Source organism: Chitinophaga vietnamensis, from assembly GCF_902167635.1.
GTDB lineage: Bacteria > Bacteroidota > Bacteroidia > Chitinophagales > Chitinophagaceae > Chitinophaga > Chitinophaga vietnamensis.
Genome location: NZ_CABHMS010000010.1, coordinates 100,579 through 116,267, shown reverse-complemented (window position 1 = coordinate 116,267; position 15,689 = coordinate 100,579). Strand labels below are relative to the sequence as shown.

At 51.6% G+C, this 15,689-nt stretch carries 9 protein-coding genes; 4 read left to right on the top strand and 5 right to left on the bottom strand.

Going from position 1 to position 15,689, the window contains the following annotated elements; all coding sequences use genetic code 11:
• Window positions 1-127: 127 nt before the first annotated feature.
• From FPG75_RS23685 to FPG75_RS23675, 3 genes are all read right to left on the bottom strand, one after another.
• The gene (locus tag FPG75_RS23685; RefSeq protein ID WP_143310525.1) at window positions 128-541 is read right to left on the bottom strand and encodes a hypothetical protein; all 414 of its coding nucleotides are present in this window, start codon (window positions 539-541) and stop codon (window positions 128-130) included.
• Between the two features lie 117 nt (window positions 542-658).
• Complete coding sequence (locus FPG75_RS23680; protein WP_143310524.1) at window positions 659-1,123, bottom strand: GNAT family N-acetyltransferase; 465 nt, start codon at window positions 1,121-1,123, stop codon at window positions 659-661.
• Between the two features lie 140 nt (window positions 1,124-1,263).
• Window positions 1,264-4,863 (bottom strand): T9SS type B sorting domain-containing protein, encoded by a 3,600-nt coding sequence (locus FPG75_RS23675; RefSeq protein WP_161596900.1) that lies wholly within the window; start codon window positions 4,861-4,863, stop codon window positions 1,264-1,266.
• A 190-nt stretch (window positions 4,864-5,053) separates the two neighbouring features.
• Between FPG75_RS23675 and FPG75_RS23670 the strand changes: the two genes are divergently transcribed.
• Both FPG75_RS23670 and FPG75_RS23665 read left to right on the top strand, forming a co-directional pair.
• On the top strand, window positions 5,054-6,292 hold the full coding sequence (locus FPG75_RS23670) for a multidrug effflux MFS transporter (RefSeq protein WP_236652886.1): 1,239 nt from the start codon (window positions 5,054-5,056) through the stop codon (window positions 6,290-6,292).
• Between the two features lie 133 nt (window positions 6,293-6,425).
• The gene (locus FPG75_RS23665; RefSeq protein WP_143310522.1) at window positions 6,426-8,804 is read left to right on the top strand and encodes an ABC transporter permease; all 2,379 of its coding nucleotides are present in this window, start codon (window positions 6,426-6,428) and stop codon (window positions 8,802-8,804) included.
• Here the strand turns inward: FPG75_RS23665 and FPG75_RS23660 are convergent, their stop codons facing one another.
• Window positions 8,805-10,643 carry a glycoside hydrolase family 9 protein gene (locus FPG75_RS23660; RefSeq protein ID WP_143310521.1) on the bottom strand — a complete coding sequence of 613 codons (1,839 nt, stop codon included), beginning with the start codon at window positions 10,641-10,643 and terminating at the stop codon, window positions 8,805-8,807.
• 142 nt (window positions 10,644-10,785) lie between these two features.
• Between FPG75_RS23660 and FPG75_RS23655 the strand changes: the two genes are divergently transcribed.
• Window positions 10,786-12,018, top strand: a complete 1,233-nt coding sequence (locus tag FPG75_RS23655; protein ID WP_143310520.1) for a cation:proton antiporter — start codon at window positions 10,786-10,788, stop codon at window positions 12,016-12,018.
• A 253-nt stretch (window positions 12,019-12,271) separates the two neighbouring features.
• Here FPG75_RS23655 and FPG75_RS23650 read toward each other — a convergent pair whose 3' ends face one another.
• A complete protein-coding gene (locus FPG75_RS23650) occupies window positions 12,272-14,428 on the bottom strand; it encodes a glycoside hydrolase family 3 N-terminal domain-containing protein (RefSeq protein WP_143310519.1) in 2,157 nt (718 codons plus the stop codon).
• Window positions 14,429-14,514: 86 nt separating this feature from the next.
• On the opposite strand from FPG75_RS23650, the gene FPG75_RS23645 reads away from it, so the two are divergent.
• A complete protein-coding gene (locus FPG75_RS23645; protein ID WP_143310518.1) occupies window positions 14,515-15,645 on the top strand; it encodes an aminotransferase class V-fold PLP-dependent enzyme in 1,131 nt (376 codons plus the stop codon).
• Window positions 15,646-15,689 lie beyond the last annotated feature (44 nt).

Below are 15,689 nucleotides of genomic sequence, written 5' to 3'. Positions count from 1 at the left end.
GATTTACGGATTTAGGGATTTACGAATTTAGGGATTTACGAATTTAGGGATTTGGGGAAATGCTCCATAAATCAATAAATCCGTAAATCCCTAAATTCGTAAATCCGTAAATCCCTAAATCCGTCAATTAAAAAAATAATTGTGACAGTACGTTGGCGGCGTCGTTGGCTTTGGGTTTCAGCCCGAGGAACTTGGTGTACTGTGCTACGGTGAGCAGTGTTTGTAGTTTACCGAACAGTCCTTTTTGCAGACCGCCGAATTTTGACGTATAGGCGGCAGGGTTAGATTGCTGCAAAGGCAGGATGCTGGCTTTTTTGGTGAGGAAGCTGCTCACCAGGTTCAATACTTTGGGTTGCTGTGTTTGTGTGAGTGACAGCGCCGGCGTCAGCTGGCCCAGGATACTGCTGGCGATACCACCGCTATTGCCCAGCGGGCTTTCCGAGGTAGCCGCTTTTTTGGCCTGGTCAAGGATGCTTTGCGCTTTCACGCTCATTGTAGTAAAACAAACAGTAACAGCTGCAAGCAGAAAAACTTTCTTCATGTTCTTGATGAAATTTAAAATGATCATTAATAATGCCTCGACTATAACAGTCAGATGGCAAAATATGTTGCGGTAAGACAAAAAAAGCCCCACGCCAGCGCGTGGGGCTTTTTTGTATCAGGAGAGGATCAATCGTTTGCGCATGCAGATGCTGTTCTCCTGCCCGATATAAGGGCCATAGTTATCCATCTGCGTATAGCCGTTCTTTTCATAGAGGCTGATCGCCTCGGGCTGGCGGCGGCCCGTTTCCAGGATGGCATAGCTGTAATGCAGTTCCTTTGCCCATTGCTCCAGTTCCTGCAGCATACCGGCCGCAATGCCCTGCCCTCTTTGCTCGGGCACCACGAACAGGTTCCTGATCTCGATGGTATGATCGTTGAACACACTGAAACTGATGCAGCCCACCGCCGTATCGCCCATATAGGCCACCAGCGCAGTGTCCATCGCTTCGATCACCTCATGTGTGTCGTAAAGTCCGCGGGTATCCTGGTACCTTTCTTTCAGGTCGTTGTCCAGCGCAGTCATTAAGGCATTGAAATCTTCCTGCTCGTTGTTGGTCCGTAGGTAGGTCACTGTTTTCATTACTTCGTTTTTTTGAGTAGGTCGGTGTTTCACGCCCCAATGATAAACCCAAAATTCATCATAACAAAAAAAGAAAATGACAGGAAGATATCTTGCTATGACTTTAAAATAGAAACGTAGAATGATTGTTTAATATACATCTATCTCACCAGCACCAGCGAGCCTTTTATCATCTGTACCGTGCCATCCATAAATTCCAGTGTGGCGAAATACACATATGGCCCTGCAGCCGCTTCCCGGCCATTGACGCTACCATCCCAACCATAGGCGCGATCGTTGGCCGGCGTATTGTGTGCTTCAAACACCCGGCCACCCCAGCGGTCGAAGATGTTGAAATCCCTTACCAGCTTGATATCGCGGCTGCCGATCACATAAAAAATATCATTGTGCCCGTCGCCATTGGGCGTGAAAGCATTGGGCATACTGGTACTCACACCGGTGAAGGTTTTGATGACAGCCGCAGCAGTGTCGGTACAGAAATATTCATTCTTCACCAGCACCGTGTATTTCATAGACGAGGTGACCGATGCCACAGGCGCTGCACAGCTGGTACAAGACAGACCCAGCGCGGGTTCCCAGGCATAGCTGATGGGATGATCGCCCGCAACGGTACTATGCAACCATATGGAAGCCGGCCGGTATAATTCCTCATAAGGCGGGTCCACGCTTACACGGAATGGCGTATAATCTATATCTGCGCGGTTATTGAGATAATTGGTTTCGTTGAACTTTGCGGGCTGGTTCACCACCGCTACCAGGCTGGTGAGATCCCTTGCGGCCAGTATATGCGTATATTCCGCACAGGCGCCCGGTGCTATTAAAGGCGTAGCATAGGCCGGCGATAACAGATGCGTGTTGTCGTTACCCGGGTCGCCATCATAGAAAGATACCGGTACCTGCGCAAATACGCTATCGTAGCCGTTAGACATACATATCCTGAAGCGCGCAGTGATATGGCTATTATCGAAACAATGTACTTCCAGCAGTTCCACGGTCATGTCCGGCGGAAAGAGGTGTACATAGTTTTGCCCCTGCAAGGTACAACCATACTGATTCGTGACTTGCAGGCCAATAGCCGCGCTATCACGCATGGTCGCCTGCGGCGAAGCGCAATTGTAACAACTTAACGTATAGCCGTCACCGTGTTGCCAGGCAATTTGTACCGGAGAGAAGCCGGGAACGCTGTAATACAGCGGGAATGGCGCTTTCCGGTATACCGTCGTATCCAGCGGGAATACGGACAATACCGGCGCGTGGTAATCATAGCCGCTGGTATTATTGGCATAATTGGCTTCATTCAAACCACTGCCGGGGGGGAAGGTGGTGGTGAGGGCGGCTTTGTTCACGAGTGCATATACGCTGCCACTGACAGGTCTTTTAATGAACTGCTCATAATGCTCACAGGCGCCGGCGCTCTGCGCCAGCGTGACGAAAGTAGTTCCCAATGCCGTAGCGCCGCCACTGGCGGGTGGTGCATCATAAAAGTCCACCGACAGCCGAGACGGAATATTTCCTTTCGTGTAGGCGTTACAGATAGTAAAGGCGAGATGAAGGCTATCGCCTGCTGCGCAATCTGCCTGATCGGTCTTCACGGTATAGTCGTCTGCCGGTGGCAGATGGATCGTAGCAGTGGTACTGTCTACACAACCATATTTACTAAAGGCCATCACTTGTTCTTTCACCACGCTGTCCTGGCGGTAGGGCGCTGTGAAGGTGCTATTGATACAGTTGCTGCAATCGAGCCAGGGCGAAACCTGCCAGCTGGCATGATCGATCACACCGCCACTGGACAATGGTTTCAGCGTGATCTGCTGTTGCGGCGCGAGCGTATAATCGGCCGGCGTCAGCTTCACATGGAACTGGAAATTCTTGTGCGAACTGATGTTATTATTATAATCGCTTTCTATCAGGGAAGTATTCGGTAAGGCCAGTGGCAAGGTAGTACCGTTGTCATTGAATACGGCTACCAGCGTGTCGATGTCAGCGCGGCCGGCATCCAGGATAAAGGTGTACAGGGCAGAGGCGCATTTACCGGGCAATGCAGACGGCAGCTGGTACAGCCCTCCCACCCGGTGTGCGCCGGGTTTGCGCGGATCGGCATCATAGAAGGCCACCGGGGTATTTTTCGGAATGGTATCGTAGCCGTAGTTATAAAAGTAGAGGCTCACCCGCAGCTTGTCTTTATCATAGCATTGGATATCCGGAACAAATACGGCGCCGTTGGGCCTTGGATCATCTACCACAATATGCACCACATTGGTAGTGTCGTAACAATGCCCGTCGGTGGCCACAAGGCGCACATTATAGGTAGCTGGCTGTGTGAATACATAAGTGAGCTGCTGGCTGCTGCTGATGGCCGTTTCGGCCATGCCTGCATCATTGCTCATAAGCCAGGTCCAGGCCGTGGCATTGCGGGAACGATTGGTGAACTGTACGCTATCGAGCGAGAAGCCCGCTTTGGAAGCGATCTTCCGTTTGTCGGGATAGAAGCGCGCCGTTACGCCGCAGCCCACCGTGATCACATCAGTGAGCGTGGCGCTGCAATGCGCCGCGGTATTGGTAGCGCGCAGCCATACCGTATAGTTTCTTTTTTCGGTGACGGTGAGTGAAAAGTTGGTAGTGGTAGCTTGCGGCACGCCATCTACGATCCACTGATAAGTATCTGCGCCGGTGGAGGTATTGGTAAAGTTGATCACATCGCCGATCACGGGATAATCGATGCTGCGCGTGAAACCCGCGGTGATGGCGGCAGTACAGGGATCGTTGCAAACGGCGCTGGCTACCAGGCTGCCCAGTGCCGCTGCAATGAAGTTCTGCATGCGCTGGGCCTGGCCTGCGGTAAAAGAGAGGATGCAGCCGGCGCCCTGGCCGTAGTCCATGAAATTATCCGGCAGGTCGGGAACATCAGTAGTGAAACCGGAGAGGGTATCGGTATGGCAGGTATTGGGCGGGCTGCTGCAGGCGTACCCGCCGGTGATGCTTCTCTCCGGCGGCGTGTCGCATACCTTGTCTCCATCTACCGTACAATCATCATTCTTACAATCCCTGTTGGCAAACGTATGCAAGAGGTTGAGATAATGCCCCATCTCATGTGCTACCAGTCCTACGCCGAGGCCCGCTACCACTATATCTCCGCCGGCGCTGGCATAGCCGCCCATGTGCAGGCGCGTCCAGTTGCCGCATTCAAAGTCCTGCATGTACTCCGATTTAATCCCCTGTACCACCCAGATATTGATATAGCGATCGCCAGGCCAGCGGCCCAGCTTCAGGAGTTCGCCACCCTCCATGTCCACATCAAAATCGCTGAGGTATGATTTCGTACGTACGATGCCGTTAGTACGGCTGCCATCAGGTGCAGTTTTAGCGAGGCAAAAACGTATACGCGTATCCGTGCGGGCGCCGGTAAACGCGCCGGTAGCGCCATAGGCATCATTCAGATCATTCAAAGCCTGTATCACATTGGCGTCGGTGATGCTGCCGGTACCATCATCTATAATATGGAAAACTACCGGCAAGGTAACGATAGGCGGCGGTGCGATAACTGAAAACGGGGCGGTGTGATAGCTCCTGGCGAGGATAGCGCGCTCGATGGCCGCTTCCCGCGCCACATAGGCCGGATCCTTGCGCAGCCGCTGCTGTAGCACATCTGAGCCGCAAGGCCTCACTTGTATGGAACTAAATACCTGTGCATGCAAGGCATGACAAGAAAGACATAAAAAGATCACTAACAGGTTCCTCATATAAACCGATGGCATAGTAAGGCGTAAGGGGATTCGACTTGCTCATTGAACCGCACGAAGATATATTAAATTAAATTTATCTGATAAAGAAAAATTAATAGCCGGATAGATTTTGCTGATAGTATGCTGAGCGGATTCATTTTACCTTTGCGTCTTCACACACATTACGATCAACATTAAATCATTTAGCTTGGAAAAGACGATCACACCATCGAGGTATTTCTTCCTCATTTTAATCCTGGGTTCACTCACGGCATTGGGGCCGTTCTCCATAGATATGTATCTGCCGGGCTTTCCGGCCATGGCCAAAGATTTCGGCACTGATGTGGCGGCGGTGGGCTTTTCGCTCACTTCTTTCTTCATCGGCATATCTGCGGGACAATTGCTCTATGGCCCGCTGCTGGACCGTTTCGGCCGCAAGCGGCCGCTGTTCATCGGGCTGGCCTTGTATATCCTGGCCAGCATCGGATGTATGTATGCGCATACAATCAATACATTGATCATTGTGCGCTTTATACAAGCCATCGGCAGCTGTGCCGCCACTGTAGCGGCGATGGCCATGGTGCGCGACCTCTTCCCCGTGAAGGACAATGCCAAAGTATTTTCCCTGCTCCTGCTGGTGGTAGGCGCCTCTCCCATGATCGCACCTACTGTGGGCGGTTACGTGACCAGCGCCTTCGGATGGGCCTCTGTATTCCTCATCCTCACCATCATGGGCGCGGTATTGTTACTCAGCTGTATCCTGTGGCTGCCGGAAAGTTATGAACCGGATACTATGATGTCGCTGAAACCCAAACCGATCATCAACAACTTTTTATCGGTGGTGAGAGAACCGCAATTCTACACCTATGCCTTTACCGGCGGTGTGGCTTTCTCTTCATTGCTGGCTTATGTATCCGGTTCTCCACAGGTGTTCATGAAGATCTATCATGTGAACGACAAAACCTATGGCTGGATCTTCGCGCTGCTCGCCATGGGCTTCATTGGCTCCAGCCAGGTGAATAGCTTGCTGCTGCGCAGGTTCCGCAGCCAGGACATCATACCCGTGGCGCTTTGCGGGCAATTGCTTTTCGGCGTCCTGATGGTGTTGGGCACGATGAATAATATCATCGGGATGTATGGCCTGATTGCCTTGCTGTTCTTATACCTGTGCTGCCTGGGATTGGTGAACCCGAATGCAGCGGCCTTGTCGCTCGCACCTTTCGAGCGCAATGCAGGCAGCGCCTCCGCGCTCATGGGCGCATTGCAACTGGGCCTTGGCGCATTGACCTCTGCATTTGTGAGCTATTTCGATACGCCTACCGCACTGCCGCTCTCGGCCACCATGGCGGGTTCCGCACTGCTGGCAACATTGATCCTGTTTACCGGCCGCCGCAACATCCGCGGCGCCGTAACGCAAAGCAGCGCTGCCGCCGGCGTATTGCATTAAAGCTGTCCATAATCGAACAGTATTGCATTGAAAACGAACATTCCACCTGCTGAAAAAAAAGCTAACTTGCTTATTATCAGCAGGTGGATATCGTGGCATTGTGTTGGTCCATCTCTTCCAAAATCCGGCAACAATGTTCAGGAACTATTTTAAAACTACCTTCAGAAATCTCTGGAAAAACAAATCCTACAGCTTCCTCAATATCTTTGGCCTGTCTATCGGTATCGTATGCGCAGCCATGGTATTGTTATGGGTAGAAGATGAAGTGACGTTCAACAACAACCATCTCAAAAAAGATCATCTATATTTAGTGCAGGCGCATTGGTTCTTCGATGGCAGCAAGAGCACATTCTCCTCCACCTGCGGACCGATGGCCGCCGCCATGAGAGCCGAGATACCCGGCGTAGTCAATACCTGCCGCAGCAACGAATACAATCTCGGCATGCTCTTCGCCAATGGCAAAGACCGGCAATACGCCAACGGACGTTTCATCGACAGCTCCGTATTCAGCATGTTCACCCTGCCTTTCCTGGAAGGCAATCCCCATACAGCTTTTCAACAGGTCAACTCTATCGTGCTTTCGCAAACAGGCGCTAAAAAGATCTTTGGCACCGACCACCAGGTAGTAGGCAGAACCTTGACGATGGATAACAAGTACGCCTATACGGTAACAGGACTGATGAAAGATCTCCCCGAGAACTCATCCATGCGCATGGACTGGATGGCGCCATTTGACGGCTACCGCCAGTTCAACAATTCACTGGACGACTGGAGCAGCAATGGTATCAACACCTTCGTAGAGCTCTCTCCCACCGCCGATGTAGCCAAAATTGACCGGACACTTTTCAACTATATCCAACAACGTGTACCCAAGGCCGTTAACCATGCCTTCCTGTTCCCGATGAACGACTGGCGCCTGCGCGACAACTTCGTCGATGGCGTACAAACCGGCGGCAGGATCACTTTCGTGAAATTGTTCAGTACCATCGCCTGGATCATCCTGCTGGTGGCTTGCATCAACTTCATGAACCTGGCCACTGCGCGCAGCGAACAGCGCGCCCGCGAAGTAGGCGTGAGGAAAGTATTAGGCGCCGGCAAAGGGAAACTCGTTACGCAGTTCATCGGCGAATCCATGATCATGTCTTTGCTGGCCACGATGCTCGCCGTGCTCATCATCACTTTGCTGATGCCGGTTTTCAATACCCTTACAGAAAAACATCTGTCGCTGGGGCTCGACCGCCCAACGCATATTGCCGGGCTGCTGGCCCTCACGATTATCTGTGGCCTCATCGCCGGCAGCTATCCTGCCATGTATCTTTCTTCTTTCCAACCCATTGCCATCCTCAAAGGCTTCAAGCTGAAAAACGGTAGCGCCACCATGATCCGCAAAGGCCTGGTGATCGCGCAATTCAGCGTATCTATCATATTGATCATCGCCACGGTGATCATCTACCAACAAATACAACACGTAAAAAGCAGGGACCTGGGATTCAATAAAGACCGCTTGTTATCGATAGACATCAAGGGAGATGCCGTAGCGCATTTCCCCATGATCAAGCAGGAGCTCTTGAACACCAACATCGTTTCAAATGCAGCGCTGACCGACTACTCCGCGCTTTATGCCGGCAATAGCACCAGCGGCTTCCGCTGGAAAGGCAAACCCGCCAACAGCAATGTACTGGTATCTATCAGGATGGTAAGCCATGAGTACATGCGTACCGCAGGCTTGCAAATCATTGATGGCAGCGACTTCCAGCCGCACAACGATAATGATACTTCCACCGTGATCGTCACGGAATCATTCGCGAAAATTATCAGCAAAGGCAGTGTGATAGGCGAAAACCTGGAAATAGCCAGCCCCTATGGCCAAGGTATGCTCACACTTCGTATAGCCGGTGTCGTGAAGGATTATGTATACGGAAATATGTATGGCACACCTTCGCCGGTTGTGTTCTTTCCTATATTGGGAGAAACCAACAAGATCTATGCGCGCATCAAGCCCGGCATACCGCTGGACGAGGCAGTAAAGAAAATAGGTGAAGTGATGCAGAGAGATAATCCCGACTACCCCTTCACCTATGCATTTGTGGATGATCAGTTCAACCACTTATTCCAGGACGAAATGCTGATAGATAAATTATCGCGCATCTTTGCGGGATTGACTATCATCATCAGTTGCCTCGGACTGTTCGGACTGGCGGCCTATACCGCCGAGCGCCGCACCAAAGAAATAGGTATCCGCAAAACACTGGGCGCCAGCGTAGCCAATATCACCGCGATGCTGTCAGCAGATTTCCTGAAGCTCGTATGCTTCTCCATGCTGATCGCTTTTCCGCTGGCATGGTGGGCCATGAGCCGCTGGCTGCAACAATACCCCTACCGTACGCAGATACATATGTGGGTGTTCCTGCTGGCAGGCATACTGGCGATCATCATCACGCTCCTTACCATTAGTTATCAATCCATCAGAGCAGCGTTGACGGATCCTGTAAAAAGTCTGAAAACAGAATAGTTATTCGCCTGTTGCCACGGCCCAGAGATACCAGGCTGCATGTGGCAGCCACTGCTCGGCCCAGCGCCAGTCGTAATCTTTACCAGTAGTGGCATAAGGGATATTGAAAGCGATATCTTCTTCATCCTCCACACCGGAGGTGATGCCATTCACAATGCCGCCGGGCGCATTGGTATATTCAAATGTACCAAAGAAGCCATAGGCGGGATTGTTATGCCCCGTGCCCTGCATCATACAGGCATCGAATGGATTGAGGCCCAGTATCCAGTTGAGCTGATCGGCTGCAAATTGCAGCAGGCTGTCGGCAAAAGGCCGGTCGTGGCGGAACAGCGGCGCCGCCATCCTCGCAGCAGTAGCCATAGATGCCAGTCGCGCATTCTCTCCCTGCCACCACGGCGCAGCTTCGCTGCCATGCGGAAAGAAGAAAGCGCTATAGCGGCGTCCTGTCGTATCCTGCACCAGCTGGCGGCTGTAGCCGAAAGGGTTGTTCACTTCATGTGTGATGGCCAGTTCAAATTCAAACGATTCACGCACAGCCTTGCGGATAGCCGCCTGCTGCGCAGCATCCGCCACGGGGTAATAAGTAAGCAGACTTACCACCGGCAAACCCGCATCAGACGGGTGAAAGAACGGGCGGTCCTGCTCATCGGCACGCCAGTAATGATGATATCCCTTCCAAGAATGCAGGCGCGCTATTAATTGCGATGCCCTGCGTTGCGCCGCAGCAGCGTATTCCGGCTTGTGCGTGGCTTTGTATAATTCGGTGGCGGCACTCAAGGCGCAATAGTCATCTACAATATTCTCTTTACCATCATTGGTCATCTTCACATTATTCTTTTCGAGAAAAGCAAAAGCGTTTTCCGCTGCGTGGAGATAATCGGCATTGCTGTATTCGCCGCAGGTATCAAAGGTAGCGGCTTTGGCCAGGGCTGCGATAGCAATGCCGCCGCCCGCGCGGTAGCTGGATTGATAACTGTGTCGGCTATACGTTGTATTCGCATCTCCCCTGAGCGTCTGGTCCTTACTCTTTTTAATGATGTAGCCTTTATCTTCCGGTGCGATGATGCGGTCTACCGCTTTCTTGCCCGGCCCTGGCGCCGCTATGGATCGATATAATGAACCATCGGGAGCCAGCGTGCGGGTGAGATAATCCGCGCCATACATCGCTTCATCGAGCAGGCGGCGGTTGAACTGCCGGTAGTCTGTACCGCTGCGCCTGATCAGCAGATCGTAGCTGTTGATCAGGCTCCATACCGTCAGCGATAACTGTTGCGGATTGAAGTAAGTAGAGAAAGAAAGATGAGAGAGATGTTTACCGTAATCACCGGTGGCATCGTACCAGCCGCCATGTGCATCAGCGGTATCGCCGGGCCTGCCAGCCAGCGGCAGGTGGTGATCCGCCTGATCCAGCAGCCCGGAGCTGCGTTGTCCTTTGAAATAATAGATCACATCCGACAGCGTTTGCTGTTCGAGCAGATGCTGTCCGATGCGGAATGGAAAGGATTGTACTTCCTGCGAAGGCAATTTTACCACCAGCTTGTATTGCCCGGCAGTGCTGCATTTGCTGAAGTCCAGCACCCAGAAATATTTACCGGACCATTTTCCTACAGTACCTTTAAATACAGGCGTTCCCGTTAGTACGGGCTTGTTATTGCTAAGGTCCACCAGCTCGAAGGCTGTAGGCTTTAATTCCGTAGCAGCCACCATGATGGCCTGTTTGCTGCGTTGCTGTTCGTATCCTACATGGTTCGTAGCTATTTTTGTGGTTTGCGCAATGGCTAAGCAAGGGAGAAGGGCGCATGGAAGTAACCACCTCTTCTTTAATGATAAAGATGACATAAGAGGGCTTTTACTAAAGATAAAGCAGCGGCTTTATTTTCTGCTGTTAATTTTGATGAGATGAGAGGTAGATCAGCATTTCCCAAGTATTCCATATCTTTAAAGCCGCCCCTGATCATTTAATGGCTTTAATTTCTTGCTTATGGACACTTTTACTATCATTACGGCTTTAATCACCATCAGTGCGCTTATTTCGTTTATTAATCACCGTTATATCAAGCTGCCGGGCACTATCGGCGTGATTGTGGTATCCCTGTTCCTGTCGATGGCGATCCTGTTCACGGGCAAAATTTTTCCGGGTGCGCATCAGTTCATCCGCGATCTCACGCTGAGCATTGATTTTACAGGCGCCCTGCTTGATATTATGTTAGGATTCCTGCTATTTGCCAGCGCCCTGCATGTTGACCTCAACCAGCTGAAAGCGCAACGTTACCCGGTGCTGATACTAAGCACGGTGGGCGTAGTAGGCTCTACTTTTATTTTCGGGTTGCTGTTATACGGCGCTACCCGCCTGTTAGGGATCGACCTGCCGCTGATCTATTGCCTGCTCTTCGGCGCGCTCATCTCTCCTACTGATCCGGTGGCGGTATTATCTGTGCTCCGTAAATCGAAAGTGCCACCTGCGCTGGAAACCATCATCGGTGGCGAATCGCTGTTGAATGACGGTACCGGCATCCTCTTATTCATACTCCTCAAAGAGATCGCAGATAAAAGCAATGCGCACATCACCTTTGCGCATGCTGCAGCACTTTTCTCACAAGAAGTGCTGGGCGGCATATTGCTCGGCATTGTATCCGGCATCGTAGCCTACCGCACGATGAAACGCGTTGACGATTTCCAGATCATTGTGCTGGTATCACTTTCCATGGTGATGGTGATATCCGTAGTGGGGCATCTGCTGCACGTATCCATCCCGCTGGCCGCGGTTTCCGCCGGATTAATACTGGGCAACACTTCTCTCGGCGCCGGGCAATCCGCCGATATGCAGCGCTACTTCCACAATATCTGGAGCCTGATCGACGAACTGCTGAACACTATCCTCTTCGTGATGATAGGCCTGCAAATAGTGGTGATGCCTTTCCTTTCCAACTATTGGCTCACGGGCATCCTCTCTGCCATCTTCGTGATCATTGCACGCGCCCTCAGTATCACCATCCCCGCGTGGTTGCTGCGCCGTAACCTGCGCACCAACTACAAAAGTATTACCATACTCGTTTGGGCCGGCCTCAGAGGCGGCATCTCCGTAGCGTTGGCCTTGTCGCTGCCGGAATCTCCTTACAGAGAGCTGATCTTATCTGCAAGCTACTTCGTCGTACTCTTCTCCATCATCGTTCAGGGCCTGACGCTCAAACGCGTGGTGAATGCATTGAGCTAAGCGGATGTTGTCTTTGCTCAGGATTATACTGATTGAAAGGATTAACAGGATTTTTTTATAAGGATTAATAAAGATTAAAAAAAGGATTTGCGAGAAGAGTAACGAGGTTCCAGCCCTTGAAGCGCTTTGAGCGCTTCAAGGGCTACCTTCGCGAAAATCTTCGCAAATCCTTTTTTTAATCTTTATTAATCCTTATAAAAAAATCCTGTTAATCCTTTCAATCAGTATAATCCTGAGCAAAGACAACATCCGCCTACTTCACCGTTAACTCCTTCGTCAGTGCGAAATGCTCTGAATCCGGCCCCAGCTGGACCTTGTAGGTTCCTTTGTATAATTTCCACTGGTGCTTTTGCAGGTCCCATTTTTGTAGTTCGGCAACGGGGATACTGAGCTCGATGGTGTTGGTATTGCCTTTTTTGATGTGGGTGCGCTGGAATGCTTTCAGCTCTTTCAGGGGCATTCGTTCTATGCCGGGATAGCTGATGTAGGCCTGTACTACTTCGTCGCCGTCGTATGCGCCGGTATTGGTAACGTCAACGGATATACGAATGGTATCTTTGAGGGTGTAGCTGTCTGATGGCGCTTGTTTCCAGCTGTAGTGGAAACTGGTATAGCTCATGCCGAAACCAAAAGGATAGGCTACCTTGCCCGGAAAATAGCGATAGGTGCGGTTTTGCATGCTATAGCTTTTATAGTCGGGCAGGTCGTTCAGTGAGTTGTAGAAGGTTACAGGCAGTCGGCCGGCGGGGGAATAATCGCCGAAGATGATATCTGCGAGCGCATTCCCGCCTTGTTCGCCGGGGTACCAGGCGAGGATGACAGCGTCTGCATAAGGCTCGATGGCTTTGATATCTACCGCGCTGCCGGCGGTTACCACGGCAATGATGGGCTTCTTGTGTGCGGCGCGCAGCTTCTGCATGAACAGCACCTGCGAACGCGGGAGGCTCAGGGTGTTCTTGTCGCCACCGGAGGGCGAGAGGAATGCATCGCCTTCTTCACCTTCCAGCAGCGGTGTGAGGCCGATCACGGCCACCGTTACATCGCAGTTCTGCGAAGCCCAGATGCCACCGAAATGCGTGGTATCAGTGAAATCGCAGCCTTGGTCATATTGCATGGCCATGCCCGGGCCGGCGGCTTTACCAAGGCCGGCAGCAAAAGTGACCATATTACCGGATACGCCGTGATAGTTGCCCATCAAGGCTTCCAGCGAGGCGGAGTTGGAGCCCGCCACCAACATAGAAGCATATTTATCTTTTTGCAGGGGAAGGATGCCGTCATTCTTCAACAGCACCATGCTCTGCCGGGCCGCCTCCCGCGCGAGTTGCGCGTGATAGCTGTTATTGACGCTGTCGGCGGCATAACCTGCATAACGACTACTGGCAGGATCATTATACAAGCCCAGTTTCATTTGTGTGCGCAGAGAGGCCACGAGCGCGCTGTCTACATCAGCAGCTTTGAGCCGGCCATTCCTGATGGCTTTCAGCACATCGTCCTGCAGGATATTGGCGCAGTCGAGGTTCACGCCGGCTTTCACCGCGGCGGCAGCTACTTCTTCGCGGGTAGGGATGGCTTTGTGGCGCAGCCAGATATCATCCAGCGCCCAGCAATCCGTCACCACCTGCCCATGGAATTGCCATTCATGCCGCAGGATGTCCTGCAGCAGCGTGTTACCGGTACAGCAAGGCTGGCTGTTCACACGGTTATAGGCGCACATGATCGATTCCACGCCGCCATCTACCATCTTCTTAAAAGCATAGAGATAGGTTTCTCTCAGGTCTTTCTCGTCAATAATGGCATTGAAACTATGGCGGTCCGCTTCCGGGCCGCTGTGCACCGCGAAGTGCTTGGCACAGGCGGCAGTCTTCAGTGCGGCAGGATCATCGCCTTGTAAGCCGCGGACGAAAGCGCCCGCCATAGTGGCCGTCAGGAAAGGATCTTCGCCGTAAGTTTCTTGTCCGCGGCCCCAGCGCGGATCGCGGAAGATATTGATATTAGGCGTCCAGAAGTTAAGCCCCATGTACTGTACATGGCGGCCAGCCTGCACCGCCATATTGTATTTAGCGCGGGCCTCTGTAGAAATGGTGGTAGCCACTTCTTTCGCAAGTGGCGCATTGAAAGTGGCCGACAAACCAATCGCCTGCGGATATACCGTGGCTTCGCCTCCCCTTGCGATGCCATGCAACGCCTCATTCCACCAGTTGTAGGCAGGAATATTCAAACGCTGTACGGCAGGACTGTTATACCCCAGCAGCGAAATTTTTTCTTCCAGGGTAAGGGTATGCAACAGGTCATTGACGCGCGCTTCCAGCGGCGCGTCCTGCTGGCGGAACAGCGGCCGCTCCTGTGCTGCCAGTCGCTGTCCTGAAAATAAAATGATCGAAAAAAATAACAGGCTCCGTTTCCTCAACATGCTAAAAAATCCTTGAAATATGTATGAAAGATGTCATTGCAGGTTCGCAAGTTATCATTTAATATTGTCAATATAAAGCAGCGACTATGATCAATTGGGAAAAAATAAGGGAAGATTACCCGGCATCAGAAAATTATATCTATCTGGGCACCAATGGTGGCGGCCCTGTGAGCCGTTCGTATGTAGCGCATGCCACCGCCCTGCTGGAAGAGCAAAGCCGTAAAGGCCGGCTGGTAATGCCCTCCTGGGATAGCCAGACCAGCGAGGCCCGTGCGCTGCTGGCACGTATGATCAATGCCAGCCCCTCAGAGATCGCCTTCATCACCAATACTGCACAAGGTATCACCAACCTGCATGGTATGTTCCCGAAACATTACGAGATCATTACCATGCACGATGAATTTCCCACCAGCTTCGTCAACTGGATGCATAACGGCTACAAAGTGCACCTGGTAGGGCATTCGGGCAATGGCGTGATCAGTATCGAAGATATTGAAAAGCAAATCACACCTGCCACCCGCCTACTCATCACCAGTCATGTCATGTTCCGCACCGGCTTCAAACAAGACCTCAAAAAAATAGGCGAGCTATGCAAAAAACATGACCTGATCCATATCGTAGATGCCACACAATCCTTTGGCGTAGAGCCGGTGGATGTACAGGCCTGTCATGTCGATATTTATTTCTTCCATGCCTACAAATGGGTAACAGGGGGCTACGGCATCGGCGGCATGTATATCTCTCAAAAGATCCTCGATCAATATCCTCCGCAGGTGATGGGCTGGTACAATGTGGAATACTCGCAACCTGATTTCCACTCCGTGCAAGACCATACCGTGTTCCATCCTAAAAAGAATGCCCAGGTATTTGAAGGCGGCACCCTGCCCTACTTCAACATCCTGATGTTGAAGCATACCCTCGAATACCTCAACAACATCGGCCTTGATCATATTAACGCTTACGTACACACGCTGATCCGTTACCTGCACGAACAAGCCGCCAAACACAACATCCGCATCCTTTCCAACTTCCCGGCGCAGCACCTTTCCGCCATCCAGCGCCTGGATATTACGCCCGAGCAATTCGCCAACATAGAAAAAAGAAACATCGTAGCCCGCTACAAAAACAAGCAGCTCACAATCGGATTGAACTTTTATAATAATAGAAAAGACGTGGATACACTGCTAGGTTGTCTTACTCAGGATTATACTGATTGAAAGGATTACCAGGATTTTTTTACCAGAATTAATAAAGATTAAAA

What these genes read in the sequence shown, in the direction of transcription:
- FPG75_RS23675 (WP_161596900.1), bottom strand. Translation starts at nt 4,863, where the DNA reads ATGAGGAACCTGTTAGTGATCTTTTTATGTCTTTCTTGTCATGCCTTG.
- FPG75_RS23680 (WP_143310524.1), bottom strand. Translation starts at nt 1,123, where the DNA reads ATGAAAACAGTGACCTACCTACGGACCAACAACGAGCAGGAAGATTTC.
- FPG75_RS23665 (WP_143310522.1), top strand. Translation starts at nt 6,426, where the DNA reads ATGTTCAGGAACTATTTTAAAACTACCTTCAGAAATCTCTGGAAAAAC.
- FPG75_RS23685 (WP_143310525.1), bottom strand. Translation starts at nt 541, where the DNA reads ATGAAGAAAGTTTTTCTGCTTGCAGCTGTTACTGTTTGTTTTACTACA.
- FPG75_RS23645 (WP_143310518.1), top strand. Translation starts at nt 14,515, where the DNA reads ATGATCAATTGGGAAAAAATAAGGGAAGATTACCCGGCATCAGAAAAT.
- FPG75_RS23660 (WP_143310521.1), bottom strand. Translation starts at nt 10,643, where the DNA reads ATGTCATCTTTATCATTAAAGAAGAGGTGGTTACTTCCATGCGCCCTT.
- FPG75_RS23650 (WP_143310519.1), bottom strand. Translation starts at nt 14,428, where the DNA reads ATGTTGAGGAAACGGAGCCTGTTATTTTTTTCGATCATTTTATTTTCA.
- FPG75_RS23655 (WP_143310520.1), top strand. Translation starts at nt 10,786, where the DNA reads ATGGACACTTTTACTATCATTACGGCTTTAATCACCATCAGTGCGCTT.